This window comes from Streptomyces sp. NPDC034085, assembly GCF_055575555.1.
Genome location: NZ_JBVISL010000011.1, coordinates 159,987 through 186,397, shown reverse-complemented (window position 1 = coordinate 186,397; position 26,411 = coordinate 159,987). Strand labels below are relative to the sequence as shown.

The following is a 26,411-nucleotide window of genomic DNA, read 5'->3' as shown; positions in this document are numbered from 1 at the left end:
CCTCACCGCCCCTTCGGCAGGCCGAGGATCCGCTCGGCCACGATGTCGTGCTGGATCTGCGAGGTGCCCGCCGCGATGGTGTACGACAGCGACGAGAGCCGCTCCGCCGTCCACTCCTCCTCCAGGGACAGGGACCGGGCCCCCAGGACCGCCGCGGCCGCCTCGTACAGTTCCTGCCGCGCGTGCGAGTACGCCAGCTTGAAGACGCTGCCGCCCGCGCCCGGGACGCCGCCGGAGCGCTGTGCCGCGCTGACGTTCCACTGCGTCAGCCTCCACAGGGCCCCGAACTCCCCGTAGAGCCGTCCGAGGGTGCGGCGCAGGACGGGATCGTCCCAGCAGCCGTTCTCCTTCGCGGTCCGGGCCAGCCGGGACAGGGTCCGCCGGCAGGCGACGACCTCGCCGACGAAGGCGGTGCCGCGCTCGAAGGACAGGGTCACCATCGTGACCCGCCAGCCGTCGTTCTCGGCGCCGACGCGGTTGTCCACCGGGATGCGGACCTCGTCCAGGAACACCTCCGCGAACTCGGCCGACCCGGCCAGCGTGCGCAGCGGCCGGACCGTGACGCCGGGCGCGTCCATCGGCATCGCCAGCCAGGAGATCCCGCGGTGCTTGGGCGCCGCCGGGTCGGTCCGCACCAGCAGCTCGCACCAGTCGGCGACCTCGGCGTGCGAGGTCCAGATCTTCGACCCGGTGACCACGTACGCGTCCCCGTCGCGCACCGCCCGCGTGCGCAGGGAGGCCAGGTCGGAGCCGGCGCCGGGCTCGCTGAAGCCCTGGCACCACACCTCGTCCCCGCGCAGCACCGGCGGCAGCCAGCGCGCCCGCTGCCCGGCGGTGCCCTCGGCGGCGATGGTGGGCCCGGCGTGCAGCAGGCCGACGAAGTTGGCGCCGACGTACGGGGCCCCCGCGCGCTCGGTCTCCTCCAGGAAGATCAGGTGCTGGGTCGGGGTGGCCCCCCGGCCGCCGGCGTCGACGGGCCAGTGCAGGCCCGCGTACCCGGCGTCGTACAGCCGCCGCTGCCAGCCCAGGTCGTAGGCGCGCCGGCCCGGCCAGTCGTCGGGCGAGGGCCTGGCGGGCAGCTCGGGCAGCACCTTGGCGAGCCAGGCGCGCAGCCGGGTGCGGAACTCCTGCTCCTCCTCGGTGTAGGACAGGTCCATCAGCGCGCCCGGTCCCGGTCGAGGGGCAGGCCCAGCATGCGGATGGCGTTGCCGCGCATCAGCTTGTAGACCGTCTCCTCGTCGAGGCCCGCCACGTGGTCGAGGGCGACCTCCTTGGTGTGCGGGAAGGTCGAGTCGACGTGCGGGTAGTCGGTCTCGAAGGTGGCGTTGTCGCGGCCGACGACGTCCAGCGAGGCGATGCCGTGCTTGTCGCGGAAGAAGCAGCAGTAGATCTGCCGGTAGTAGTACGTGGACGGCGGCTCGGGGATGAGTCCGCGCACCCCGCCCCACGCGCGGTGCTCCCGCCAGACGTCGTCGGCGCGTTCCAGCGCGTACGGGATCCAGCCCATCTGGCCTTCGCTGTAGGCGAGTTTCAGGGCCGGGAAGGTGACCAGGACGCCGCTGAAGAGGAAGTCCATCATCGAGGCCATGGCGTTGTTGAAGCTCAGCGAGGCCTGCACGGCGGGCGGCGCGTCGGGGGAGGCGGCGGGCATCTGCGAGGAGGAGCCGATGTGCATGTTGACGACGGTGCCGGTCTCCTGGCAGACGGCGAAGAAGGGGTCCCAGTACCCGGAGTGGATGGACGGCAGCCCCAGGTGGGTCGGGATCTCGGAGAAGGTCACGGCGCGCACGCCCCGGGCGGCGTTGCGGCGGATCTCCGCGACGGCGAGGTCGATGTCCCAGAGCGGGATGATGCACAGGGGGATCAGCCGGCCGCCGCTGTCGCCGCACCATTCCTCGACCATCCAGTCGTTGTAGGCGCGCACGCAGGCCAGCGCCACCTCCTTGTCGTGGGCCTCGGCGAAGGTCTGGCCGCAGAAGCGGGGGAAGGTCGGGAAGCACAGGGAGGCCTCGACGTGGTTGAGGTCCATGTCGGCGAGCCGCGCCGCGGGGTCCCAGCAGCCGCGCCGCATCTCGTCGCGGGTGATGCCCTCCAGGGTCATGTCGTCGCGGTCGAAGCCGACGGCGGCGATGTTGCGCTTGTACGGGAACTTCAGGTCCTCGTAGATCCACCAGTCGGTCGGCGGGCCGTCGGGGTCCATGGTGATCACGTACTTGCCGCCGGTGTACTCCAGCTCGCCGATGCCGGCGGTGAGGGGTTTGGGTCCGCGGTCGCGGTACTTCGCGGGCAGCCACACGTCGAAGAGGTGGGCGGGCTCGATCACGTGGTCGTCGACGCTGATGATCCGAGGCAGTTCCAGTGCCATACGCTCGCGCTCCTTCTCCCCAATCTGATGCATCGTCAGAAACAAGCTATCCCCGCCACCCCTGGACCGACAAGCGCCGGAGCCCTACGCTCTGCCCTTGATCTGACTAACCGTCAGCTGGCGTCGCTGCCGGCACGCCCAGGGGGAGGCCCCGGATGACGACCACGGAAACGACCACGGAAACGGCGACGGCCACGGCCACGACGGCGGACGCGACCCCCGGAACCCCCCGGACGGCGACGGCCACGACGGCGGACGCCACCGCCACCGCGACGGAGCTGAGCCGGTCCGCGACCCTCTGGGAGCTGATCGCCCGCCGCGCCGCCCTCACCCCCGCCGCCCCCGCCCTCATCGAGGCCGCCGAGGACCCCGCCGCCGACCGCACCCTCACCTTCGGCGGGCTGCGCGACCGCGCCGAACGCGTCGCCGCCGGCCTCCACGGCATGGGCGTACGCCCCGGCACGGTCGTCGCCTGGCAGCTGCCCACCCGCATCGAGACGGTCCTGCTCTCTGCGGCCCTCGCCCGCCTCGGCGCCGTCCAGTCGCCCGTGATCCCCTTCTACCGCGACCGCGAGGCCGGCTTCGCGCTGCGCGAGTCCAAGGCGGAGTTCTTCGCCGTGCCCGGCGTCTGGCGCGGCTTCGACCACACCGCCATGGCCGCCCGGCTCGGCGCGCGCGGCGTCTTCGAGGCGTACGCGGACCTCCCCGACGGCGACCCCGCCGTCCTGCCCCCGCCGCCCGCCGACGGCACCTCCGTGCGCTGGATCTACTGGACCTCGGGCACCACCTCGGACCCCAAGGGCGTCCTGCACACCGACCGCTCCCTGATCGCGGGCGGCTCCTGCCTCGCCCACGCCCTGCGCCCGACCCCGGCCGACATCGGCTCGATGGCCTTCCCGTACGCGCACATAGCCGGCCCGGACTACACGGTGATGTTGCTGCTGTACGGGTTCCCGGCGGTGCTCTTCGAGAAGTTCGCGATGCCGGACGCGCTGGACGGCTACCGGCGCCACGGGGTGACCATCGCCGGGGGCTCCACCGCCTTCTACTCCATGTTCCTGGCCGAACAGCGCAAGGACCCCGGCGTCAGGCTGCTGCCGAGCCTGCGGCTGCTGGCGGGCGGCGGCGCCCCCAAGCCCCCGGAGGTCTACCACGCGGTGGTGCGCGAGCTGGGCTGCCAGCTGACCCACGGCTACGGCATGACCGAGGTCCCGATGATCACCATGGGGTCGCCGGACGACACCCCCGACCACCTCGCCACCACCGAGGGCCGCCCCCCGCAGGGCATGTCCATCCGCATCACCGCCCCCGACGGCACCCCCCTGCCGGCCGGCACCGACGGCGAGGTCCGGCTGCGCGGCGAGGCCGTCTGCCACGGCTACCTCAACCGGGCGGACTCGGACGGGGCCTTCGACGCCGACGGCTACCTGCTCACCGGCGACCTCGGCCACCTCACCACTTCCGGCCATCTGGTCCTCACCGGACGCAGCAAGGACGTCATCATCCGCAAGGGCGAGAACATCTCGGCGAAGGAGATCGAGGACCTCCTCCACCAGCTCCCCGGCGTCGGCGACGTGGCCGTCATCGGCCTGCCGGACGAGGAGCGCGGCGAACGGGTCTGCGCCGTCGTCGAGCAGCCCCCGGGCGCGGCCCCGCTCACCCTGCCCCAGGTCACGGCGTACCTGCGCGCGCAGGGGCTCGCCCCCCACAAGCTCCCCGAGCAGCTGGAACTGGTCGACGCGCTGCCCCGCAACGACGCCCTGCGCAAGGTGCTGAAGTACCGGCTGCGCGAGCGCTACAGCTGAAGCGGGCCGGGGCCTGACACCAAGGTGTCAGGCCCCTTGGTGCCGGTCCGGAAACCTTCCCCGGGGCTTCCGCGCCGAGCAGGATGGTGATCACCGGAACGGCGGCGGGTAAGAAACCCGGAGCCGGGGCCGAAGGGGCGACCAGCCCCCGCAGCCCGGGCACCCGCCTTCCGGATCCACCGGAACACGCGCCAGCCAGGGGGCACCGTCATGTCGAAGACCACTCAGAGCACCACCGTCGCCAACTCCGCGGACCGCTCCATCGGGTGGGACTGAGGGGCATGCTCCTCGTCCGGCTCCCCCTCGTCAGCCACACCGGGGCACCGGGTACGGAAAGCGGGGCGAGCCTCCTCCAGGACGCCCTCTGGGCCCACGCCGGCCCGCAGCACGCCCTCGAACACGTACGGGTGCGTCCCCTGCCCCAGGGGATGAGCGTGGCCCTCTTCGTCCGGGCCGAGAACGACGCCCGGGCCCATGAGAAGGCCCGCACCCTCCTCACCGCCGTCCTCGGGACCGGCGCGGCCCGCCACTACTCGCTCGGCCCGCTGATCCGGTACTGACCGGCTCCCGAAACCCCACCGACGTCCCCACCGCCACCAGGGACCGCTGCTCCTGCAGGGCAGCTGTCACCCCGGCGGCCGGGCCGCCGCGCCCGCCCCTCCCCCTGCCCGGGACTCCCGGCGCCGGAGCGGGCCGGCCCCCTCCCCGCGCGACAGCGCTGCTCACACACTTCCCGGCCCTGACGCCTCGGGCCGCCATGCCCTCTCGGAGACACCACCATGACCTCGTACCGCTCCTCCCGCATGCTCGCCACCGCCCTCACCACCCTCGTCGCCGCGCCGATGCTGGCCGTCGCCCTGCCCGCGGTCTCGGCACACGCCGAGTCCCAGACCGTGGCCTCGATCGCCCGCAACGAGGTCGGCGGCACGTGCAGCGACTACAACTGCCAGTACCCCGGCGCCTGGTGCGCCGAGTTCACCAGATGGGTGTGGAACAAGGCCGGGGCGAACACCTCCGGCATCAGCGCCGCGGCCGTCAGCATCTACCAGTACGGCAAGAACAAGGGGACGCTGCACAGCACCCCGCAGGTCGGCGACGCGGTCCTCTACGACAGGGACGGCAGCCTGAACGACGGCGAGGCCGACCACGTCAACATCGTCGTCGCCGTTTCCGGGGACGATATCCAGACGGTCGGCGGCAACGAGAGCGGGGGCGTGCGCTTCCGCAGCTGGTTCAACTGGAAGACCAACTCCAGCCCGGTGGGCGCCGGCCGCGCCCTGGCCTTCGTCGGCCCGTCCGGCCTGGCCGAGACCCCCACGGCCCCGGTGAGCAAGGCCGGCGACCTCTTCCACGCCACCCGCCTGGTCGACGGCAGCTGGGAGGGCTTCGCACCGCTGAACGGCTTCGGTGGCGCGGCCTTCTTCAACGCCTCGCAGGAGTCCATCGCCGCCACCCCGGACGGCTCGACGCAGACCCTGGCCACGGGCAACGACGGCAAGCTCTACCACACCGCCCGGTACGCGGACCGCTCCTGGACGGGCTGGGCCCCGCTCGCCGGATACGACGGCGCCGCCGACTTCGCCGCCAAGGACCAGGCCATGACCGGCATGGGCAACGGTGACGCCCACGTCATGGCCATCGGCAACGACAGCAAGATCTACCAGAACACCCGCTTCAAGAACGGCACCTGGGCCGGCTGGACCCCCGTCGGAGCCTGGCAGGCCAAGAAGATCGCCACCGCAGGCCTGCCCGACGGCAGCACCCAGACCCTCATCATCGGCAACGACGGCAACCTCTACCACGCCACCCGCAGCGTCGAAGGAACCTGGACCGGCTGGAACGCCGTCGCCGGAACCGGCACCGCCACCACCTTCCAGGCCGGCCAGATCGCCATCGCAGGCCTCCCCAACGGAGACACCCAACTCCTCGCCACCGGCAACGACGGCCTCGTCTACCACAACATCCGCCTCGCCAACGGCACCTGGCAGGGCTGGGCCAAGGTCGACGGATACGGCGGCGCCACCGGCTTCGCCGCCAGCAGCCTCGCCATCACCGGCATGCCCAACGGAGACACCCAGATGCTCGCCGTCGGCAACGACGGCAAGACCTACCACGCCGCCCGCTACGCCAACGGCTCCTGGCAGGGCTGGTGGGCCACCGGAATGGGCGCCCAGAAGGTCGCGATCACCGGCCTCGGCGACGGCAGCGCCCAGATGCTCGCCACCCGCAACTGAGCACCGGGCCGGCCCACCCCGTACCGGTGGGCCGGCCCCGCCGCGCCGCCCCCGCCCGCCCTTCCGCGGGCAGCCCGCCCTGCCACAGAGAGAGACCTCCGCGATGTCCCGCAACGCCCGCCGTCCCCGCCTCGCCGTCCTCACCGCCACCGCGCTCGCAGCCGTCGCCCTGTCGACGATCGGAACCGGCTCCGCGCAGGCCGCCTCGGTCGCCACCTGGGACAAGGTGGCGCAGTGCGAGAGCACCAACAACTGGAGCATCAACACCGGGAACGGCTACTACGGCGGCCTCCAGATACTGAAGAGCACCTGGGACGCCTTCGGCGGCAGGGCGTACGCCTCCTACCCGCACCAGGCCACCAAGCAGCAGCAGATCCTGATCGCGGAGAAGATCCTCGCCGGCCAGGGCGCCGGCGCCTGGGGCAGCTGCGGCTCCGCCGCGGGCCTGGCCTACGACCACGCCGACCCGTACCCGGGCGACACCGCCCCGCCGGCCCCGGTCAGCAAGGCCGGGGACGTGTACCACGCCAGCCGGATGGTCGACGGGAGCTGGACCTCGTTCCAGCCGCTGAACGGCTACGGCAGCGCGGCCTTCTTCAACGCCTCGCAGGAGTCCATCGCCGCGACCCCGGACGGTTCCACGCAGACCCTGGCCACCGGCAACGACGGGAACCTGTACCACACGGCCCGCTACAGCAACGGCTCGTGGACCGGCTGGACGCCGCTGCCCGGATACGGCGGTGCGGCGACCTTCGGTGCGAAGGACCAGGCGATGACGGGCATGGGCAATGGTGACGCCCACGTCATGGCCATCGGCAACGACAGCAAGATCTACCAGAACACCCGCTTCAAGAACGGCACCTGGGCCGGCTGGACCCCCGTCGGAGCCTGGCAGGCCAAGAAGATCGCCACCGCCGGACTCCCCGACGGCAGCACCCAGACCCTCATCATCGGCAACGACGGCAACCTCTACCACGCCACCCGCAGCGTCGAAGGAACCTGGACCGGCTGGAACGCCGTCGCCGGAACCGGCACCGCCACCACCTTCCAGGCCGGCCAGATCGCCATCGCAGGCCTCCCCAACGGAGACACCCAACTCCTCGCCACCGGCAATGACGGCCTCGTCTACCACAACATCCGCCTCGCCAACGGCACCTGGCAGGGCTGGGCCAAGGTCGACGGATACGGCGGCGCCACCGGCTTCGCCGCCAGCAGCCTCGCCATCACCGGCATGCCCAACGGAGACACCCAGATGCTCGCCGTCGGCAACGACGGCAAGACCTACCACGCCGCCCGCTACGCCAACGGCTCCTGGCAGGGCTGGTGGGCCACCGGAATGGGCGCCCAGAAGGTCGCCATCACCGGCCTCGGCGACGGCAGCGCCCAGATGCTCGCCACCCGCAACTGAGCACCGGCACCCGTAACCCTTGACCCGTACGCGGCTCCGCTTCCTGCGGGGCCGCGTACGGCCGTTGCTACAGCCGGCTCAGCGAAGCCGCGGCGAACAGGACGTCGCGGATCGCCTCCCGGTCGCCGGTCTGGCCCACCGCGGCCTCCTCCGGGGAGATGTGCCCGGCGGCGAGCTGGCAGAACTCCAGGCCGTCCAGCGCGACCTCGGCCACCGTGTGCTCCCGCGAGGGCTTCGCCGCCGGGGAGTCCAGGGCGATGTCCCAGCCGCCCCCGCCCGCGCCCTCGATCTCCAGGTGCAGGGTCCGCCCCGGGGCCCCCGCCGCGACCAGGCCGCGGGCCGGGGCCGCGAGACCCGAACGCCGCCGGCCCGCCAGGGCGCCGGGCAGCAGCCGGGCCGCGAGATCGATCATCCGGTGCAGGTGCGGCCCCGAGGGCGGCTCGTACGGGTAGTCCACCGCCTCCGCGATGTCCCAGGCGTGCACCCAGCACTCGAAGGCCCGCTCCAGGAAGGCGTCGCCGAGCGGCAGCGCGAAGCCCCCGTAGTCCACGTCCAGTTCGGCCACGCCCCGGCCGGCGAAGGAGACCGTACGGACCAGCGTGTGCCCCTGGGCCCGCCACGGTTCGCGGACCTGACGGGTGGCGGGGTGCGGGGCGGAGTTCCAGAAATGCTCGGTGCGGTCCGTGGGGCCGCCCGGCGGCGCCTTCGGCCCCAGCGGGTCGTCCAGTCCCAGCGCGGTGGCGATCAGCCCGTCGACGGTCAGCAGGTGCCCGATCACCCCCGCGACCGTGGTGCGGTACGAGCGCCGGCGTTCCTCCTCGAACCACTTCAGCCGCACCGGGGTGTGCCACTCCGAGTCGCCGAAGTCGCGCAGCAGCGCGTCCAGCCGCGCCGTCTCGGTGTCGTACGGGTTCGCCCACGCCGGTACGGGGATGCGGGCGGGGCGCTTGCCCAGGCAGTCCTCCAGCACGCGCGAGCGCAGCAGCGGCTTGAGGTCGAGGCTCTCCTCCGGGTGCAGCAGGCCCACCGCGTCGCGCAACCGCAGCGCCTCCTCGGCGCAGGGCGCGCACTCGGTGAGGTGGTCCTCGACGGCCTGGGTCTCCTCGGCGGAGCAGGCGGCGAGCGCCCACGCGCCGAGCAGGGACTTGAGCACGGCGTGCGAGGGCGGTGCGGGCGGCAGGGTCGCCGGAGCGTCGAGGTCGTCGCCGGCCGCGCGGGGACCCGGTATCCGTGCGCGACCGCCCGCCTGCCGCTCGTACGCGTCGTCGGGGGTGTCTTCGGAGGGTCCGGTCATCGGGGCGTTCCGTATCCGCGTGGGCCGTATCCGGGCGGGGCGGTGTCCTCCCGGGGGAGGACGTTGGCGGTCGACAGCAGCTGGAGCCCGAGCCGCAGCCTGCGCCGTGCCTCGTCCTCGCTGATCTGCAGGTCGGCGGCGGCCTGGCGGTAGTCGCGGCGCTTGAAGTACGCCAGTTCCAGGGCGGCCCGCAGCGGCGCGGGCATGGAGGTGACGATGTAGTCCGCGCGGGCGGCCGCGTTGGCGCTGCGCACCTTCTGTTCGAGTTCCTCGCGCGAGCCGCGGCCCAGTTCGGCCTGGCGCAGCCGGGCGACGGCCTGGCCCTGGGTGATCCGGGCGACCCAGGAACGCATGGAGCCCTGCTTGGGGTCGTAGGCGTCCGGGTTCTCCCAGATGTAGCCGAAGACCTCGCGGGTGATCCGGTCCGCGGCCTTCTCGTCGCCGAGGACCCGGTGCGCCAGGCTGTGGACGAGCGAGGCGAAACGGTCGTAGAGCTCCCCCAGCGCGGCGGCCTCACCGCGGGCGAGACGCTGCTGCATGCGGCGGTCCCAGCGCGGTGGAACGTCCTTCGCCATGGTGCCTCCAGCCGTGTGTCGACCCGTCAAATGTAGTGGGCACCGGATGGAACGCGCCGGTTTTGCGCGAACCTCCCCCGGGAAGCGGGGCCGGCGTGCTAGCCCGGCGCCCCGGTACCCGCGCACGCGCCCCGGCGCGCTCCCCGTGCGCGGGTTCGGTGCGGCCACCTCCTTGACCACTTCGCTTAACGCGCAGGCCACCGAGGCCGTACGCTCCTGCCTGTCTTGATCTGAACCCCAACCGCACCCCTACGCACACGTGAAGGCGGAAGCCGACCATGGACAGCGCAGAGTACGAGCGCAAGATCGCCGCCCGATTCGCCACCTTCGACCAGGACGGGTCCGGCTATATCGACCGGGAGGACTTCAGCACGGCGGCGAGGGCCGTGCTGGCCGAATTCGGTACGGCCGCGCGCTCGGAGAAGGGCCAGGCCGTCTTCTACGGCGCCGAGGCGTTCTGGCAGGGCATGGCCGGGATCGCCGATGTGAACGGCAACCAGCGGGTGTCCCGCGAGGAGTTCGTCACCGGGGCGGCGAAGCGGCTGCGGGACAACCCGCAGCGGTTCGCGGAGATCGCCCGGCCGTTCCTGCGGGCCGTGATCGCGGTGGCGGACGAGGACGGCGCGGGCGCGACCCCGGCGGCGGCCGCCCGCGTCCTGCGCGTCCTGGGCACCGAGCCCGCGCTGGCCGCCCGGCTGGCGGGGGCCCTGGACACGGACGGCGACGGCCGCATCTCGGAGGAGGAGATCCTCACGGCCTTCGCCGGCTACTGCGGAGTCGACCCCGACGCCTGACGGCCGACACCGCCCGGGGCACGCCACGCACGTGCCCCGGACGGCCGCGGGAACCCACCCGAAGCCGGACCGTGCGACGGCGGCCGGGGCGACGGCGGGCCGTGCGACGACGGCCGCGCGAAGCCGGCCGCAGGGAGCCGGGCCGCGCGACGACGGCCGCGCAAAGCCGGACCGCGCAAAGCCGACCGCACAGAGCCGGACCGTGCGACGGCGGCCGGGCGAGCCCGACCGCGCGACCGCGGCTACGCGAAGACGACCGTGCGGGAGCCGTTCAGCAGCACCCGGTGCTCGCTGTGCCACTTCACGGCCCGCGCCAGCGCCTGGCACTCCACGTCCCGGCCGATCGCGACCAGCTGGTCCGGGGTGACCTCGTGGCCGACCCGCTCGACCTCCTGCTCGATGATCGGACCCTCGTCGAGGTCGGCCGTCACGTAGTGGGCGGTCGCGCCGATCAGCTTCACACCGCGCGCGTGCGCCTGGTGGTACGGCTTGGCGCCCTTGAAGCTCGGCAGGAAGGAGTGGTGGATGTTGATGATCCGCCCGCTCAGCTCCTTGCACAGGGTGTCCGACAGCACCTGCATGTACCGGGCGAGCACCACCAGCTCGACGTTCTGCTCGCGCACCAGCTCCAGCAGCCGCGCCTCCGCGTCCGCCTTCGTGTCCTTGGTCACGGGGATGTGCACGAACGGGATGTCGTACGAGCCGACCAGCTCGGCGAAGTCGGTGTGGTTCGAGACCACCGCCGCGATCTCCACCGGCAGCGCACCGATCCGGGAGCGGAACAGCAGGTCGTTCAGGCAGTGCCCGAACTTCGACACCATCAGCACGATCCGCATCCGCTCGTCCGTGCGGTGGATCTGCCAGTCCATCCTGAAGGAGTCGCCGATCGCGGCGAAGCTCGCGCGCAGCTTCTCCACCGTCACCGCGGGCTCGGCCTCGAAGTGCACCCGCATGAAGAAGAGGCCGGTCTCGCGGTCTCCGAACTGCTGGCTGTCGACGATGTTGCAGCCGGTCATGAAGAGGTAGCTCGACACGGCGTGCACGATGCCCTGCTTGTCGGGGCAGGAGACGGTCAGGACGTACTGGGCCAGCGGCTCGGGGCGGGCCTGCTGCTGTGGGTGTTCGCTCATGACGGCACAGCCTTTCACACCGCGCGCGTGAGGATCCTCAGCACGTCGACGGAGCTGGGCCGCTCGTCCGGGTCCTCCCCGTCCGCCGCCGACATCCGTACGTGCGCCTCGCGCGCCGCCCGGACCGCCTCGGGCCAGTCCTGGTGGCCGAGGTACGCGGAGACGGGCGCGTCGGGTCCGACCTGGTGCAGGATCCGCAGCACCCGCAGGACGGCGACGTCGACCAGGGCCGCCTCCTGGGCGTCGCGGAAGATCGTGCCGACGTACTTGTCGGCGGACCAGCTGTCGAGCCAGGTGTCCTCGACGAGCCGGTACACGGCGTCGGTGACGTCCCCGTACCCTTCGACGCCGGCCAGCCAGACCTCCGCCTGGAACACCGGGTCGGAAAGCATGTGCAGCGCCGAGCGCACGTTGCCGCGCCAGCGCCACCACGGCATGTCGTTGAGGGGCATGCCGCCCATGGTGGAGGAGCGGCCGCCGCGGCGGGAAGAGTTCTTCGAACCTTGGGCGAATGTCACGCTTTCGATCGTACGTTCCCCGGTGGTGCGATCTTGAAGCACCTGTGCGCGACCGGCCCCCCGCAATTCACCTCGGCGTCACCCTTTGTTGTGTCCATCTCATCGCTGAGTTACCCCCGGGGCGGAAGGGTCGGTGGACATGACCCATCACCGACGCGCAACTGCCCTGTCCCGCCTGGTGATTGCCACGGCGACGGCCGCGTGTCTCACCACAGCGTGCGGGGTGGTCCCCGGCGGCCCGGGAGGCTCCACCGACTCCCTCACCGTCGTGACCTTCGCACCCATGGGCACCAAAGCGACCAATATGCCCGGCATGCCCGGCATGGCCAAGGCCTACGAGCGCTGGGTGAACGCCAACGGCGGCATCAAGGGCCGCAGACTGCGCGTGATCACCTGCAACGAGAAGAACACACCGACCGGCGCCGCCGACTGCGCCCGCAAGGCCATCACCGAAAAGGCCGTCGCCGTCGTCGGCTCCTACAGCCAGCACGGACGCGCCTTCATGGCCCCGCTGGAAGCCGCGGGGATCCCCTTCATCGGCGGCTACGGAGTGTCCCCGGAGGAGTTCCAGAGCACCTTGTCCTACCCGGTCAACGGCGGGCAGCCCGCCCTGCTCGCCGGGGCCGGCCACCAGCTCGGCAAGGCCTGCTCCCAGGTCTCCCTGGTCCGCCCGGACACCCTGGCGGGGGACACCATGCCAGTCCTGCTGAACGCGGGGCTGAAGGCCAACGGCATGCCGGAGGCCTCCGACATCCGGGCGGCCGAGGACTCCGCCGACTTCAAGCCGCAGGCCCGCGAGGCACTGAGCAGCAGCCCGCCGGCGCCCGCACCGGCCGCCCCGTCCGGCACGACAGCGACCACCACCCCCGCCCCCACTCCGGCCGCCGCCGCCAAGGCGCCGAAGGACCCGGCCAAGGACCCGGGCAAGGAGAACAGGAGCTGCGTGACGGCCGTCCTCGGCGAGCGCACCGAGATCTTCTTCGACGCCTTCCGCCGCGTCGACACCACCCGCAGGACGCAGATCTCCTCCGTCCTCGGCAGCATCAGCCAGGCCCTGGTCGACCGCACCGGCGGCAAGGACAGCCCCTTCGAGGGCGCCTACGTCACCAGCTGGTACCCGGTGTCGACCGACCCGCTGTGGGCACCGATGCGCACGATGATCAGCGAGCAGGCCTTCGGCGACGACACCGTGGACCCCGACGACAGCGGGGCCCAGACCACCTGGATCGCGTACAGCGTCCTCCACCAGATCGTCCAGCGCTTCAGGAGCGACGAGGAGATCACCGCCCGCAAACTGAGCCGGGCCCTCAACCAGTCCCCTGGCGTGCAGACCGGAAACCTCACCCCCGAGCTGAGCTGGCGCTACCAGGACATGCGGGCCGTGGCCGGCTTCCCGCGCCTGGTCAACGGCCGGGTCAGCTTCCAGACCGTCCAGTCGGGCCGCCTGATCGCCCAGCTCGGCGAGCAGAACCTCGACATGACCCCGACCCTGGAACAGGCCCCCCGCTCGGCCTGACCCGGGCGGGGCGGCCGCCCGTCACAGCTGCGACTTGTCCCGCTGGGTGAGGCCGTACTTGGCGGCGATCGAGTTCCACATGGCCGCCGCCGACTCCTTGGCCTTCGTCGCCTCGGCGCTCGACTTGTTGCCGTCGGCCGCGTCGTCGGTGGCCTTGGCCTTGCCGTCCTTGCAGCCGCCCTTGTCGTGGGCGGCGTCGTCCGCCCACGACGCGTAGCTGTTGTCGGCGTCCGCCGAGGCCTTCCAGGCCTTGGTGAGGGCGGCGGCGAGCCGCGCGTGGTTCGGGAGCCGGTCCATCTTGAGCTCCTGGAGCCGGGTGACCAGTTCCTCGCGCTGGCGGGCGGCGTCGCGCAGGTCCTGGGCCGCCTGGCCGAGGTTCTTGCAGTCCTTGATGTCGTCCACGGCCTTGATCACCGAGGCCCGGCTGTCGTTGCTGTCCGCGAGCAGCTTGTCGAGCTGGACGGCCTGCGGGCGGGCCGGGTCCACCGCCTCCTCCCCGGGCGCCGCGCCCGAACCGGCGGAGCCGCTCGCGGCGGGGGCCACCGCGCCGGGGTCGGTGTTCTGCGCCTTGCCGTCGCCGAGCAGGGCGCCCACCCCGAGCCCGGCCACGGCCAGGCCGAACACCGCGGCCGCGATGACGGCGGGCGGGATCCGGCGCCCGGGCGCGGGGGGCGGGGGCGCGTACTGCTGCTGGGGCTGCTGCGGCTGGGGCTGCTGCGGCGGCTGGGGCCGGCGCGGCCCGTACTGCTGCGGCGGCGCGGGCGGCGGGGTCCGGCGGGGCCCCGGGTCCGGGACCGGCGGCAGCTGCTGGGTGTGCCCGGCGGCCTCGGCGTCCGCGTCGGTCCGGAACAGCGCGTCGAAGCCTTCGGCGGTGTTCGCCGCGGGGGTTCCCGGGACGGGCGGGATGTACTGCGTCGCCTGCTCGTGCTGCGGGGCGGGCGGAACCGGCGGGATGTACTGCGTCGCCTGCTCGTGCTGCGGGGCCTGCGGCACGGGCGGGATGTACTGGGTCGCCTGCTCGTGCTGCGGAACCGGGGGGATGTACTGCGTGGCCTGCTCGTGCGCGGACGCCTGGACGGGCGGCATGTACTGGGTCGCCTGCTCGTGCTCCGGAACCGGGGGGATGTACTGGGTCGCCTGCTCGTGCTGCGGGGCGGGCGGAACCGGCGGGATGTACTGCGTCGCCTGCTCGTGGGCCGCCGCCCGCACCGGCGGGATGTACTGCGTGGCCGCCTCGGGCAGCGGCGGGTACCCGTACCCGTGGGGGTCCCCCGGCCCCTCGAAGCCCGGGCCGACGACGTGGCCCGCCGGCGGCGGGTACCCGTACGCGGGCTGCCCCGGCTGCGGCGCCGGCTCGTACGGGGCCCCGTACGGCGCGGCGTACTGCTGCGGGTCCTGCGCGGCCCGGTCCCGGCCCTGCTCGCCCTGCGCCTCCTGCTCCTGCGGGTACCCGTACGCCGGGGGCGCCCCCCACGCCTCCCCGGCCTGCGGCCCCGGCTGCTGCGGGTAACCGGGAGCCGGCACCGGCTGTGCCTGATGCGGCGTCCCGGGCTGGGGGACGCCCCCTTGTCCGTTCTCCGTCACCGGGACTCCTTCTGCCTTCTCCGACTCGTCCGAACCCACGGAACCGTCGGGTCACGCTACCCGGTCGCGCCGCGCCCCCGTCAGGCCGCCTGAACCTCCAGCCTCGCCCCGAACTCCCGCACGGCCGGTTCCTCCCGGTACGGCTCCAGCCGCGCCCGGAAGTCGTCCAGGTACTCCGCGCCCCGCCGCGAGCGCAGCGACCCCAGCAGTTCGGCGGCCTTCGCCGCCGTCTGGCAGGCCTGCTCGACCTCCCGCTGCTGGACCTGGGCCGACGCCAGCAGCAGCAACCCGATCGCCCGGCGGCGCGCCTTCGCCGCGGGCAGGTTGCGCAGCGCCTCCTCGGCCCGTTTGCCCGCCGCCTCGGCCTGTCCCAAGTCCCGGTGGCAGTGGGCCAGTTCGTCCGCGAGGTAGGCCTGGTCGAAGTGGCGGATCCACACCGGGTCGTCGCCCGACTCCGGCTCGGCCCGCTCCAGCGCCGTCACCGCCCGCCCCGACAGCACCGCCGTGGCCCGGGCGTCGCCCAGCAGCGCGTGCCCGCGCGCCTCGGCGGCGTAGAACATCGCCTCCACGCGCGGGGTGACCTGCCCCCGCGTGCCCTCCTGCGCGGCCCGCGCCAGCTGCGCGATCTCCCTCGGGTTGCCCAGCTCGGCGGCGAGGTGGCTCATGGACGCGGCCAGCACGTAGCCCCCGTACGCGCGGTCGCCCGCGGCCTGCGCCATCCGCAGGGCCTGGATGTAGTAGCGCTGGGCCAGCCCCGGCTGGCCGGTGTCCACCGCCATGTAGCCCGCCAGCTCGGTGAGCCGGGCCACCGCCGCGAACAGGGCGCGCCCGACCGGTTCCCGGTAGGAGCCCGCGATCAGACCCGAGACGACGGAGTTGAGGTAGTGCACCACCACGGGCCGTACGTGCCCGCTGCCGAAGCGGTGGTCCAGCTCGGTCAGGGCCTCGGTGGTCGCCCGTACCGCCTCCACGTCGGGCATGCCGACGCGCGCACCGCTGCTGCGCGCCACCTGCGGGTCGGCCCCGGTGATCAGCCAGTCCCGGCTCGGCTCGACCAGGGCGGAGGCCGCCACGCTCGAACCGGACAGGAAGTCGCGGCGCCCCACGTCGCTGCGCCACAGCTCGCTGACCTGCTCGATGGCGCCGATGACGGTCGGGGAGAACTGCAGGCCGACGCCGGAGGCGAGGTTCTTGCCGTTGGCCATGCCGATCTCGTCGATGGTCACGGTGCGCCCCAGCTTGCGGCCGAGGGTCTCGGCGATGATCCCGGGGGCCCGGCCGCGCGGTTGCTGACCGCGCAGCCAGCGGGCCACGGAGGTCTTGTCGTAGCGGAGATCGAGGCCGTGTTCGGCTCCGCACATGTTGACGCGCCGGGCGAGCCCGGCGTTGGAGCACCCGGCTTCCTGGATGAGCGCCTGCAGCCGTTCGTTCGGCTGGCGCGCTACGAGAGGCCTGGCTGCCATGAAAACCCCCTGAGGCCGCGGGTGAGCGATGGAATGATCACTTCCCGCCTGAAGTGCGGAGAATCTTCCGCTCTGCGACGTGTCGTTACCCAGCGACCGCGCCCCGGCCTCCCACGCGCCCCCGCCCGTGCACCCGTGCGCCCCGTATGCAGGATCGATGCAGCGCCCACCGGCCGGTTTGCGCCCGTAACCCGCCGTGACCCCGGGAGTTGTGATGGGCGTGGAAGAGACCATCACAGTCACGGAGCACGCGCCCGTCCCCCAGCAGCGCGGGGACCAGCTGCTGGACCATGCCGTGCGGTACGTGGAAGAACGCCACTGGGACGTCTTCGCCGGCACGTGGCTGGAGCCGGGCGACGGCCGGGAGGTGTGCTCCTGCGGGGTGGCCGACTGCCCGGCGCCCGGCGCTCACCCGGCGGTGAAGGACTGGGCGTCGCTGGCCTCGGGCAGCGCGGTGGGCGTGCGGCGGATCTGGGCCAAGCACCCCGGCGCCTCCATCCTGATGCCGACGGGCCGCACCTTCGACGCGCTCGACGTGCCGGACTCCGCCGGGTTCCTGGCGCTGGCGCGGCTGGAGCGCACGGACCGCACCCTGGGGCCCGTCGCGCTGACCCCCGACCACCGGATGCTGTTCTTCGTCCTGCCGGGCGCGGGGGCGAAGGTGCCGGAGCTGGTGCGCAAGCTGGGCTGGCTGCCGCACGCCATCGACCTGGCCACGCGGGGCGAGGGGCAGTACGTGGCGGCGCCGCCGACCCGCTTCGGCGGCAAGGGACCGGTGCAGTGGGCCCGTAAGCCCACGCCGGCGAACCGGTGGCTGCCGGACGCGGAGGAGCTGATCGACGCCCTCGCGTACGCCTGCGGCAGCGAGGCGGCCGCGGCCCGGGGCCGCCGCAAGGCGTGACCCCGTTCCGCCGGCGCTGACATTCATGTCTGCAAGTTCATGACATTCGTAACTGCTGCCGCCTCTCCCCCGGCTCCTATGGTGAGGAACGTACGACCACGGGGAACAGAACGAGAGGCAGGCGCATGCCGGACCAGGGTTATGCGGCAGGCGGTACGGGTGGGACCGGCGGGACGAGTGGGGGCGCGCGATCCGCGCAGCCCGCGGCCGCCGTACGGGTAGAGGGACTGTGGAAGCGCTTCGGCGAGCAGGTCGCCGTCGGCGGCATCGACCTGGAGCTGCCGGCCGGCCGCTTCATCGGTCTCGTCGGCCCGAACGGGGCGGGCAAGACGACCACGCTGTCCATGGTGACCGGGCTGCTGCGCCCGGACGCGGGCCGGGTGCTCGTCGCCGGGCACGACGTGTGGGCCGACCCGGTCGAGGTGAAGTCGCGCATCGGCGTCCTGCCCGAGGGGCTGCGCATGTTCGAGCGCCTCTCCGGGCGTGAACTCCTCGGTTACATGGGCCGGTTGCGCGGACTGCCGGGCGAGGAGACCGACAAGCGGGCGACGCAGCTGCTCGACGTGCTGGACCTCGCCGGCTCCCAGCACAAGCTGGTGGTCGACTACTCGACGGGCATGCGCAAGAAGATCGGCCTCGCGGCCGCTCTGCTGCACAACCCGGAAGTCCTGTTCCTGGACGAGCCGTTCGAGGGCGTGGACCCGGTGTCGGCACAGACCATCCGCGGGGTGCTGGAACGTTACACCGCGTCCGGTGCCACCGTCGTCTTCTCCTCCCACGTGATGGAGCTCGTCGAATCACTCTGCGACTGGGTGGCCGTCATGGCGGCCGGGCAGATCCGCGCCGCCGGCCCGCTGGCCGACGTACGGGGTTCCGCGCCCTCGCTGCAGGCCGCCTTCCTGGAACTCGTCGGCGCCCGCGACCACGCCGCCGGCGACTCCCTCGACTGGCTCGGCGGCGCACGATGAGCGCCTCCTCCACCACCGCCTCCTCCGCCGCCGCCAGCTCCTCCGCGGCCGCGGCCTCCGAGGTGTCCCTCACCTCCCTGTTCGTCCGCCTGAAGCTCTCGCTGATGCGCAACGGCCTGAAGGGCTCCTCGAAGCGCAAGGCCGTCTGGATCACCAGCCTGGTGATCTCGCTGGTGTTCTCCGTCTTCGTCACCCTGGGCCTGGCCATGCTGCACGGCCACCTCCACGCCGGGACCGTCGTCGTCCTGCTGGCCGCGATCCTCGCGCTCGGCTGGACCGTGATGCCGCTGTTCTTCCCGACCGGCGACGAGACCCTCGACCCGAGCCGGCTGGTGATGCTGCCGCTGCGCCCGCGTCCCCTCGTACGGGCCCTGCTGGCCTCCTCACTGGTCGGCATCGGCCCGCTGTTCACGCTCTGCATCGCCGTCGGCTCCGTCGCGGCGGTCGCGCACGGCGCGGCGGGCATCGCGGCGGCCGTCGTCGGCGCCCCGCTGCTGCTGCTGGGCTGCGTGGCCCTCGCCCGGGCCGTGGCCACGGCGAACGTACGGCTGCTGACCAGCCGCAAGGGGCGCGACCTCGCGCTGCTGAGCGGCCTGCTGATCGCGATCGGCGCCCAGGTGGTCAACTTCGCCAGTCAGCGCCTGTTTGAGCAGGGCGGGCTGGCCACCCTGGAGCCGGTCGAGGCGGTCGTGCGCTGGCTGCCGCCGGCGACGGCCGTCGGCATGGTGGACTCCGCCAGTGAGGGCGCGTACGGCACGGCCGCCGCCCAGCTGTCCCTGACCCTCGCCGCCCTGGCCGCCCTCCTGTGGTTCTGGGAGCGCAGCCTGACCAGCCTGATGGTCACCCCGGACGGCTCGACCCTCGCGGCCTCGAAGCCCGAGAAGGACCGGAGCGGCTCGCGCGGCGTGTGGTCCCTCCTGCCCTCGGGGCGTACGGGCGCGGTCATGCAGCGCACCCTGCGGTACATCGCCCGCGACCCGAAGACGAAGTCCGCGTGGGTGTCCGCGCTGGCGGTCGGCCTGATCGTCCCCGTCTTCAACGCCCTCCAGGGCACCGGCTCGGTCTACCTGGCCTGCTTCGGCTCGGGGATGCTCGGCGTCCAGATGTACAACCAGTTCGGGCAGGACACCTCCGCCTTCTGGATGGTCGCCCAGACCCTCTCCTCGCCGCGCGACGCGTACGGGGAACTGCGCGCCCGCGCCGCCGCGCTCGGCCTGATCACCGTCCCGTACACCGTCCTCGTCACCGCCGTGACCGCCGCCCTGGTGGGCAACTGGGCGACGTTCCCCGCCGCCCTGGGGCTGGCCCTGGCACTGCTCGGCTCGATGCTGTGCACGGGCGCGCTGGCCTCGGCGCACTTCCCGTACTCCATCCCGTCGGAGGGGGCGTTCAAGAACGTCGCCCCGGGACAGGGCGGCCTGGCCTGGCTCGGCATCATCGGCGGCATGCTGTCGTCGGCGGTGATCTGCTCCCCGGTGATCGCCCTGACGGTGTACCTCTCGGTGGCGGACGGCCTCGGCCACCTGACGTGGCTGGTCCTCCCGGTCGGCATCGCCTGGGGCGCCCTGGCCACCTGGTCGGGCCTGCGCCTGGCGGCCCCGGCGGTCTTCCGCAAGCTCCCGGAGATCCTGACGGCGGTCAGCAAGGGCTGACGGCCAGGGGGGGGGGCGGCAGGGCACCAGCCCGGCCGCCCCCTGCCACATCAGCGCCGCGCCCCGAACCCGGCGACGAACCGCCCGAACTGCTCGGCCGCACCGGAAGGCAGCTCGGCGACCGCCACCTCCGGCAACGCGGCGACCACGGCACTCAGCCGCACACCGAGGTCCGGGAGCACGGCCCACACGGCATCCGGCAGTCGAACGGTGGCGAGCAGCAGGTCGCCCTCGTAGAAGGACGCGTCCAGCAGGGGCTCCTCGAGCAGCAGACGCACGGCGAGGGGAACGACGTAGGGCAGGGCCACCTGCTGCGTCACAAGCATGCGCAGATCGCCCGGCCCCAACTCCCGCAGGGGAACCCGCCGCAACGCGTGCACCCGCTCCATCAAACGGGTCACACCGCTGTCGGGCAGCGTCCAACGCGGCGGATCCAGCTCGTCAAGCGTCCGGTCAAGGTGCAGCAGATGCTCCATGCCCCCATCTTCACCCGCCCCGGCCCCCCCGAGCGACTGGCCGAATCCCCGCACCACCACGCGGACGGCATTTGCCCCACCAGTCCGGTCCTGTAAAAGTTCGTTCGATTAACAGGGCTGTGGGGGGAGTTCCGCATGGGTTTCGACGAGGAATGGGAGCGCCTGCGCTCAGCCGCAGCCGACAGGGCCCCCGCGCCCTGCGAACCGCCGCCCCGGGACCGGCTGGCGGAGTTCCGCAACCGGGCGGTACTCGTGCCGCACGACGAACAGGGCGGCCTGTGGACGTCACGACTCGGCGGCCTGGACTGGATCTGCGCGTTCTCGGATGAAGAGGCGCTGGCCCGGTTCGCGCAGGCACGGGACGAGGCCGGCCGTGAGTGGGGCTACCGACGGGTGCTCGGCGCACGGCTGCTGGACGACGTGATACCGGCCTTGGACTTCCCCTGCGGGGTCGCCCTGGACGCGGCGGGACCGGACGGGACGGTGTTCCCGCCGGTGCGCGGCATCGTGCCGGACGCCGCAGCGGTCGCGCTCGACGGCGAGGTGGCGGCATGAGCGGGGAGCAGGGTGACCTCGACGTGTCGAAGGCGGCACTGGGGCAGATCGCCAAGGGCATCACGGACACCCTGTCCGAGCTGAAGGAGCTCGGCTCGATCGGAAGCGCGAGCGTGGGCGGCGGATTCACGGCGCTGAAGCTGTCGGGCATGCAGAGCGGGCACGAGGGCCTGACCTCGCTGCTGGACACGTTCTGCGAGCGGTGGGGCTGGGGGGTGCGCGCGCTGGTCCAAGAAGGGAACGAGTTCGCGGCGGGCGTGGGCCTGTCGGCGGGTCTGGTCCACGAGCAGGACCAGTACGTCCAGGGCAGCTTCAAGGTACTGGCCAACGCCGTTCTCGGGGGCAGTCCGTACGCGTCCGAGCAGGAGGTCATCGGGCAGGACTGGGACGGGATCCTGGCCAACAGCCCCTACAACAACCTCCAGAACGCCGACTACGGCGCGGAGTCCGTCATCCAGTCCCTCGACAGCACCGACCGGGCGTGGAAGCAGACCTGGGAGGACATCGCCCCGCGCCGGGAGATCGACCCCTCGAAGGCGGCCGAGCCCACTCGCGAGCGGGACGGCGGTGAGCAGCGATGACGGACTGGGGAGCGCTGGCCGACAAGGGTCTGGGGCAGCTGGAGAACACCTGGACCGCCGCGAAGAAGAAGGTCGGCGAAGGCATCGACAAGGCCACCGACGAGATCGGCGACGTCCTGCACAAGGTCGGCAAGGACCGTTGGGCGGACGACGTCGAGGACCTCGGTGACGGCCTCGCCGCCCGTCTCGGCGCATCCGTGGCGGAGCAGCAGCTGGGTCAGACCGAGCAGGCCGACGAACTCCTCCACGGCTCACCGGCCGACATCCGCGCGTCGGCCGCGCACATGAAGGACTTCCAGGCCGCGTTCGACCGGGTCGGCCAGGGCATGAAGGCACTGGACGCCGGCAGCTGGAAGGGGGCGGCGGCCGACGCCTTCCGCGAGGCGTTCGCCGTGCATCCGACCAAGTGGCTGCACGCCGCCGACGCCTGCCAGAAGGCGGGCGACGCCCTGACCAGGTACGCCGACACGGTGGAGTGGGCCCAGAAGCAGGCGGGACAGGCCGTCGAGCTCTACAGGAAGGCACTCAAAGCCCACGAGGATGCCGCCGACGCCTACGCGAAGGCCGTCGACGCCTACAAGGCGACCGCCTTGGCGGGGAAGAACCCGGGCCCGGTACCGACCGCGCCGGACAACGTCGGAGCGGCGGAAGCGAAACACGCCCAGGAGATCCTTGCGGAAGCCCGTCGCCAGCGCGACGAGGCTGCCACCAGCGCCGGGACCGCCCTGACGGCCGCGCTGGAGCACGCCCCGGCCCAGCCTCCGCCCCTCCTCCGGGCCAAGGCCGCCGTCCTCGACCACGGGGCCGCCGCGTCCCTGGAGCTCGCGCACTTCAGCGGAGGTGTCGCCAAGGGCACGGCCGGGATGCTCAACTTCCTGCGCGGCATCAGCCCGTACGACAGCTACAACCTGACCCACCCCGCCGAGTACCAGCAGAACGTCAGCATGACCCTGGCGGGCCTGGTCTCGGCCCCCGCCCACCCCGACCGCGTCGCCGGCGCCCTCATCGACCCCTTCCGGAACGACTTCGCCGAAGGCGCCGGCCGCCTGCTGCCCGAGTTGCTGGGCACGGAGGGCTTCGGAGGTGCGGCCAGGACCGGGGCCCGGGCCGGAGCACGGGTGGCGGAGGAGGCGGTGGAGGGCGCGGCGGCCAAGGAGGCCCGCGCGGCCCAGCAGGCGGAGCCGGAGGCATCCGCCCGCGCCCAGGGGCAGAAGGTGTGCCGCGAGGACCCGGTCGACGTGGCGACGGGCCGCATGGTGCTCCCCCAGACCGACATCGTCCTCCCGGGCACGCTCCCCCTCCTCTTCACCCGGACCTTCGAGTCCTCGTACCGGACGGGCCGCTGGTTCGGCCCGTCGTGGGCGTCGACGGTCGACCAGCGTCTGGAGATCGACGAGGAGGGTGTGATCCTCGTCCGCGAGGACGGCAGCCTGCTCGCCTACCCGCACCCCGAGCCCGGTGTCCCCGTACTCCCCTCGCACGGGCAGCGCTGGCCGCTGACGCTCGACGCGGACGGCGGATACACGGTCACGGACCCGGAGTCCGGCAACGTCCGCCACTTCGACGACAACGGCCTCATCATCCAGCTGGAGAACCGGACCGGCGCCTGGATCACCTTCACGTACGACGAGTCCGGCGCCCCGGCCTCTCTCCGCCACAGCGGCGGCTACGATCTGCGCCTCACCTCGTCCGACGGCCGGATAACCCGCCTCTCCCTCGGTGACGGCACGGAGATCCTCCGGTACGCCTACACCGGCGGCCACCTCACCTCGGTCACCAACTCCTCGGGCCTACCGCTCCGCTTCGGGTACGACGAACTCGGCCGGATGACGTCCTGGACCGACACCAACGACCGCCACTTCGACTACGTCTACGACGACCGGCACCGCTGCATCGCGCAGTCGGGCACCAACGGCCACCTGAACGTCCGCTTCGCGTACGGGGACGGCGTCACCACCCTCACCGACTCCCTGGGCCACACCACCCGCTTCCTGGTCAACGACCGGGCCCAGGTCACGGCCGAGATCGACCCGACGGGCGCCACCACTCAATCCGCGTACGACGCCTACCACCGCCTCCTGACGCGCACGGACCCGCTCGGCCACACGACGCGCTTCGAGTACGACGAGGACGGCCGCCTGACCACCGTGGTTCGCCCGGACGGCCGTGCGGTGCGGGCCGAGTACGACGCCCTCGGCCTGCCGGTGAAGGTCGTCCAGCCGGACGGCCGCGTCTTCCTCAGCACGTACGACGCCGCGGGCAACCGCACCTCGGCCACCGCGCCGGACGGCACCACGACCCACTTCGCGTATGACCCGCGCGGCCACCTGTCAGCGGTGACGAACGCCCTGGGCCACACCACCACGATCCGCTGCAACCGGGCCGGCCTGCTCCTGGAGGCGGTCGATCCGCTCGGCGCGAGCACCCTCTACACCCGGGACGCCTTCGGCCGCCCGACCGCCGTGACGGACCCCCTGGGCCACACCACACACCTCACCTGGAGCGTCGAAGGCCGCCTGCTCCACCGCCAGAACCCTGATGGCTCCGCCGAGTCCTGGACGTACGACGGAGAGGGCAACTGCACCTCCCACACCGACGCGGTGGGCGGTCGGACCGTATCCGAGTACGGGGACTTCGACCTCCTCACGGCCCGCACGGGTCCCGACGGCGCCCGCTACACCTTCGACCACGACACCCAGCTCCGCCTCACCGCCGTCACCAACCCCCAGGGCCTCACCTGGCAGTACGCCTACGACCCGGCCGGGCGTCTGGCGTCGGAAACGGACTTCGACGGCCGCACGCTGACGTACGCGTACGACGCGGCGGGCCGCCTGGCAGCCCGCACCAACGCCCTCGGCACGCACACGACGTACGAGCACGACGCCCTGTCCCAGCTCCTGCACAAGCACACACCGGACGGCACCACGTCCTACGCGTACGACGCCTTCGGCGCACTCGCCCGGGCCGTCTCCCCGGACGGTACGGTCCTGACCCGCGAACGCGACCCATACGGACGCCTCACCGCGGAAACCGTCGACGGCCGCACGCTGTCCTACACCTACGACCTCCTGGGCCGCCGGGTCGGCCGCACCACGCCCAGCGGCGCCCATTCCCGGTGGACGTACGACGCCGCGGGCCACCGCACCGAACTCAACGCCTCGGGCCGCACGATCGCCTTCGAACGCGACGCGGCCGGCCGGGAAGTGACCCGCACCTTCGGGCCCCACCTCGCCCTCACCCACGACCACGACCCGCTCGGGCGCCTCACCGACCAGCACCTGACCGGCCAGGACGGTCGCACGCTCCAACGCCGTGGCTACAGCTACCGCGCGGACGGAGCCCTCACGGCCGTCGACGACGCCCTCGCGGGCCCGAGCACCTTCACCTTGGACTCGGCGTCCCGCGTCACCGCAGTCGACGCCGCGAACTGGTCGGAGCGCTACGCCTACGACGAGGCGGGCAACCAGACCCGAGCCGGCTGGCCCGTCCAGCACGCGGGCACCGAGGCCCACGGCACCCGCACCTACTCCGGCACCCGCATCACCAGCGCGGGCGGAGTCCGCTACGAGCACGACGCGCTGGGCCGGACCGTCCTGCGCCAGAAGACGCGCCTCTCCCGCAAGCCGGACACCTGGCGCTACGAGTGGGACGCGGAAGACCGCATGAGCGCCGTCACCACTCCCGACGGCACGCGGTGGCGCTACCGCTACGACGCCTTGTCCCGCCGTACGGCGAAACAACGCCTGTCCCCCGACGGATCGGTCGCCGAAGAGATCCTCTTCACCTGGGACGAAACCACCCTCTGTGAGGAATCCACCGGACAGGTCGCCCTCACCTGGACCCACGACGGCCTCCACCCGCTCACCCAGGCGGAACGCGTCCTCGGCACCACCGACGAGCGGTTCTTCGCCATCGTCACCGACCTCATCGGCACCCCGAAGGAGCTCGTAGCGGAATCCGGCGAGATCGCCTGGCGCTCCCGCTCGACCCTCTGGGGCACCACCGCATGGCCCCGCAACGCCGCGGCGTACACGCCGCTCCGCTTCCCGGGCCAGTACTTTGACCCCGAAACGGGCCTCCACCACAACTACTTCCGCACCTACGACCCCGAAACGGCCCGCTACCTCACCCCGGACCCCTTGGGCCTCACCCCGGCCCCCAACCCGTCAACGTATGTCCACAACCCGCACACCTGGTCGGACCCCCTGGGCCTCGGCCCGTGCCCCGATATTCCCGAGCGAAAGCTCGACTACATGTTCGATCACGACATCAAGCCAGACCCGCACAACAGTGCACGTGCGAAGCAGAATGCACAACAGCTGAAGAGCATCGGATTCCATGACACCCCAGCATCTCGCGAGTACGTGCGAAGGCACCTCGAAGAAGCTGCGGCAAGCGGACACTTCGAGGAACATTTCAGCAATCAATACGGAAATTACGGCGTAACCAAGTCCGTCATTACAGGACCGAATGGCATTCGCCAAATGGAAGCGACTTGGCAGCTCACGCCTGACGGTGTCCCGCAATTCACAACCGTCGTCATCAAGGGCGGCAGCTACTGGCGCAGCATCACCTCAGCCCCATAGGAGCGC

21 protein-coding genes are annotated in these 26,411 nt (G+C 72.4%); 12 read left to right on the top strand and 9 right to left on the bottom strand.

The genetic code is table 11. The features are described 5' to 3' along the window. Positions 1–2 precede the first annotated feature (2 nt). Both ACZ501_RS30125 and ACZ501_RS30120 read right to left on the bottom strand, forming a co-directional pair. Positions 3–1,157: an acyl-CoA dehydrogenase gene (locus ACZ501_RS30125; protein ID WP_362459272.1), complete on the bottom strand. Its 1,155-nt coding sequence runs from the start codon at positions 1,155–1,157 to the stop codon at positions 3–5. Next, the gene (locus tag ACZ501_RS30120; protein ID WP_361600941.1) at positions 1,157–2,365 is read right to left on the bottom strand and encodes an amidohydrolase family protein; all 1,209 of its coding nucleotides are present in this window, start codon (positions 2,363–2,365) and stop codon (positions 1,157–1,159) included. Before ACZ501_RS30120 ends, ACZ501_RS30125 begins: the two co-directional genes overlap by 1 nt. 155 nt (positions 2,366–2,520) lie before the next feature. Between ACZ501_RS30120 and ACZ501_RS30115 the strand changes: the two genes are divergently transcribed. The 4 genes from ACZ501_RS30115 to ACZ501_RS30100 all read left to right on the top strand — a co-directional run bounded on the left by ACZ501_RS30115 (position 2,521) and on the right by ACZ501_RS30100 (position 7,812). Then, the gene (locus ACZ501_RS30115; protein WP_468799640.1) at positions 2,521–4,170 is read left to right on the top strand and encodes an AMP-binding protein; all 1,650 of its coding nucleotides are present in this window, start codon (positions 2,521–2,523) and stop codon (positions 4,168–4,170) included. A 281-nt stretch (positions 4,171–4,451) separates the two neighbouring features. After that, positions 4,452–4,730 carry a hypothetical protein gene (locus tag ACZ501_RS30110; protein ID WP_468799638.1) on the top strand — a complete coding sequence of 93 codons (279 nt, stop codon included), beginning with the start codon at positions 4,452–4,454 and terminating at the stop codon, positions 4,728–4,730. 219 nt (positions 4,731–4,949) lie between these two features. Beyond that, entirely contained in the window at positions 4,950–6,404 is a 1,455-nt protein-coding gene (locus ACZ501_RS30105) for a CHAP domain-containing protein (RefSeq protein WP_468799636.1), read from the top strand. Between the two features lie 103 nt (positions 6,405–6,507). Next, positions 6,508–7,812 (top strand): transglycosylase family protein, encoded by a 1,305-nt coding sequence (locus ACZ501_RS30100; RefSeq protein WP_468799634.1) that lies wholly within the window; start codon positions 6,508–6,510, stop codon positions 7,810–7,812. Between the two features lie 67 nt (positions 7,813–7,879). On the opposite strand, the gene ACZ501_RS30095 is transcribed toward ACZ501_RS30100, so the two are convergent. Both ACZ501_RS30095 and ACZ501_RS30090 read right to left on the bottom strand, forming a co-directional pair. Next, on the bottom strand, positions 7,880–9,106 hold the full coding sequence (locus ACZ501_RS30095) for a maleylpyruvate isomerase N-terminal domain-containing protein (RefSeq protein ID WP_468799632.1): 1,227 nt from the start codon (positions 9,104–9,106) through the stop codon (positions 7,880–7,882). After that, positions 9,103–9,681, bottom strand: a complete 579-nt coding sequence (locus tag ACZ501_RS30090; protein ID WP_007265652.1) for a sigma-70 family RNA polymerase sigma factor — start codon at positions 9,679–9,681, stop codon at positions 9,103–9,105. Before ACZ501_RS30090 ends, ACZ501_RS30095 begins: the two co-directional genes overlap by 4 nt. A gap of 278 nt (positions 9,682–9,959) precedes the next feature. On the opposite strand from ACZ501_RS30090, the gene ACZ501_RS30085 reads away from it, so the two are divergent. After that, positions 9,960–10,475: an EF-hand domain-containing protein gene (locus ACZ501_RS30085; RefSeq protein ID WP_361604744.1), complete on the top strand. Its 516-nt coding sequence runs from the start codon at positions 9,960–9,962 to the stop codon at positions 10,473–10,475. Between the two features lie 242 nt (positions 10,476–10,717). Here the strand turns inward: ACZ501_RS30085 and purU are convergent, their stop codons facing one another. Next, positions 10,718–11,605 (bottom strand): formyltetrahydrofolate deformylase, encoded by an 888-nt coding sequence (purU, locus tag ACZ501_RS30080; protein ID WP_361604747.1) that lies wholly within the window; start codon positions 11,603–11,605, stop codon positions 10,718–10,720. A 14-nt stretch (positions 11,606–11,619) separates the two neighbouring features. Next, positions 11,620–12,066, bottom strand: coding sequence for an SCO4402 family protein (locus ACZ501_RS30075; protein ID WP_361604792.1), 447 nt, complete (start codon positions 12,064–12,066; stop codon positions 11,620–11,622). 196 nt (positions 12,067–12,262) lie between these two features. On the opposite strand from ACZ501_RS30075, the gene ACZ501_RS30070 reads away from it, so the two are divergent. Then, on the top strand, positions 12,263–13,639 hold the full coding sequence (locus ACZ501_RS30070; RefSeq protein WP_468799630.1) for an ABC transporter substrate-binding protein: 1,377 nt from the start codon (positions 12,263–12,265) through the stop codon (positions 13,637–13,639). Between the two features lie 21 nt (positions 13,640–13,660). Here ACZ501_RS30070 and ACZ501_RS30065 read toward each other — a convergent pair whose 3' ends face one another. Together ACZ501_RS30065 and ACZ501_RS30060 are read right to left on the bottom strand one after the other, a co-directional pair. Then, the gene (locus ACZ501_RS30065) at positions 13,661–15,223 is read right to left on the bottom strand and encodes a hypothetical protein (protein ID WP_468799628.1); all 1,563 of its coding nucleotides are present in this window, start codon (positions 15,221–15,223) and stop codon (positions 13,661–13,663) included. 80 nt (positions 15,224–15,303) lie between these two features. Next, positions 15,304–16,686, bottom strand: coding sequence for a transcriptional regulator (locus ACZ501_RS30060; protein WP_468799626.1), 1,383 nt, complete (start codon positions 16,684–16,686; stop codon positions 15,304–15,306). A 214-nt stretch (positions 16,687–16,900) separates the two neighbouring features. Between ACZ501_RS30060 and ACZ501_RS30055 the strand changes: the two genes are divergently transcribed. From ACZ501_RS30055 to ACZ501_RS30045, 3 genes are all read left to right on the top strand, one after another. Continuing rightward, the gene (locus tag ACZ501_RS30055; RefSeq protein WP_361604759.1) at positions 16,901–17,587 is read left to right on the top strand and encodes a bifunctional DNA primase/polymerase; all 687 of its coding nucleotides are present in this window, start codon (positions 16,901–16,903) and stop codon (positions 17,585–17,587) included. A gap of 125 nt (positions 17,588–17,712) precedes the next feature. After that, the gene (locus tag ACZ501_RS30050; protein ID WP_362459242.1) at positions 17,713–18,555 is read left to right on the top strand and encodes an ABC transporter ATP-binding protein; all 843 of its coding nucleotides are present in this window, start codon (positions 17,713–17,715) and stop codon (positions 18,553–18,555) included. Next, a complete protein-coding gene (locus tag ACZ501_RS30045; protein ID WP_468799624.1) occupies positions 18,552–20,207 on the top strand; it encodes a transporter in 1,656 nt (551 codons plus the stop codon). Before ACZ501_RS30050 ends, ACZ501_RS30045 begins: the two co-directional genes overlap by 4 nt. A gap of 50 nt (positions 20,208–20,257) precedes the next feature. Here the strand turns inward: ACZ501_RS30045 and ACZ501_RS30040 are convergent, their stop codons facing one another. After that, positions 20,258–20,683, bottom strand: coding sequence for a contact-dependent growth inhibition system immunity protein (locus ACZ501_RS30040; protein WP_361604768.1), 426 nt, complete (start codon positions 20,681–20,683; stop codon positions 20,258–20,260). Positions 20,684–20,818: 135 nt separating this feature from the next. Between ACZ501_RS30040 and ACZ501_RS30035 the strand changes: the two genes are divergently transcribed. The 3 genes from ACZ501_RS30035 to ACZ501_RS30025 are packed head-to-tail and all read left to right on the top strand — an operon-like array spanning position 20,819 to position 26,405. Beyond that, positions 20,819–21,238: an SseB family protein gene (locus ACZ501_RS30035; protein ID WP_361604771.1), complete on the top strand. Its 420-nt coding sequence runs from the start codon at positions 20,819–20,821 to the stop codon at positions 21,236–21,238. Further along, the gene (locus tag ACZ501_RS30030) at positions 21,235–21,819 is read left to right on the top strand and encodes a hypothetical protein (protein WP_361604774.1); all 585 of its coding nucleotides are present in this window, start codon (positions 21,235–21,237) and stop codon (positions 21,817–21,819) included. Before ACZ501_RS30035 ends, ACZ501_RS30030 begins: the two co-directional genes overlap by 4 nt. Next, positions 21,816–26,405, top strand: coding sequence for a putative T7SS-secreted protein (locus ACZ501_RS30025; RefSeq protein WP_468799622.1), 4,590 nt, complete (start codon positions 21,816–21,818; stop codon positions 26,403–26,405). The genes ACZ501_RS30030 and ACZ501_RS30025 overlap by 4 nt, the downstream gene beginning before the upstream one ends. Positions 26,406–26,411: the final 6 nt, after the last annotated feature.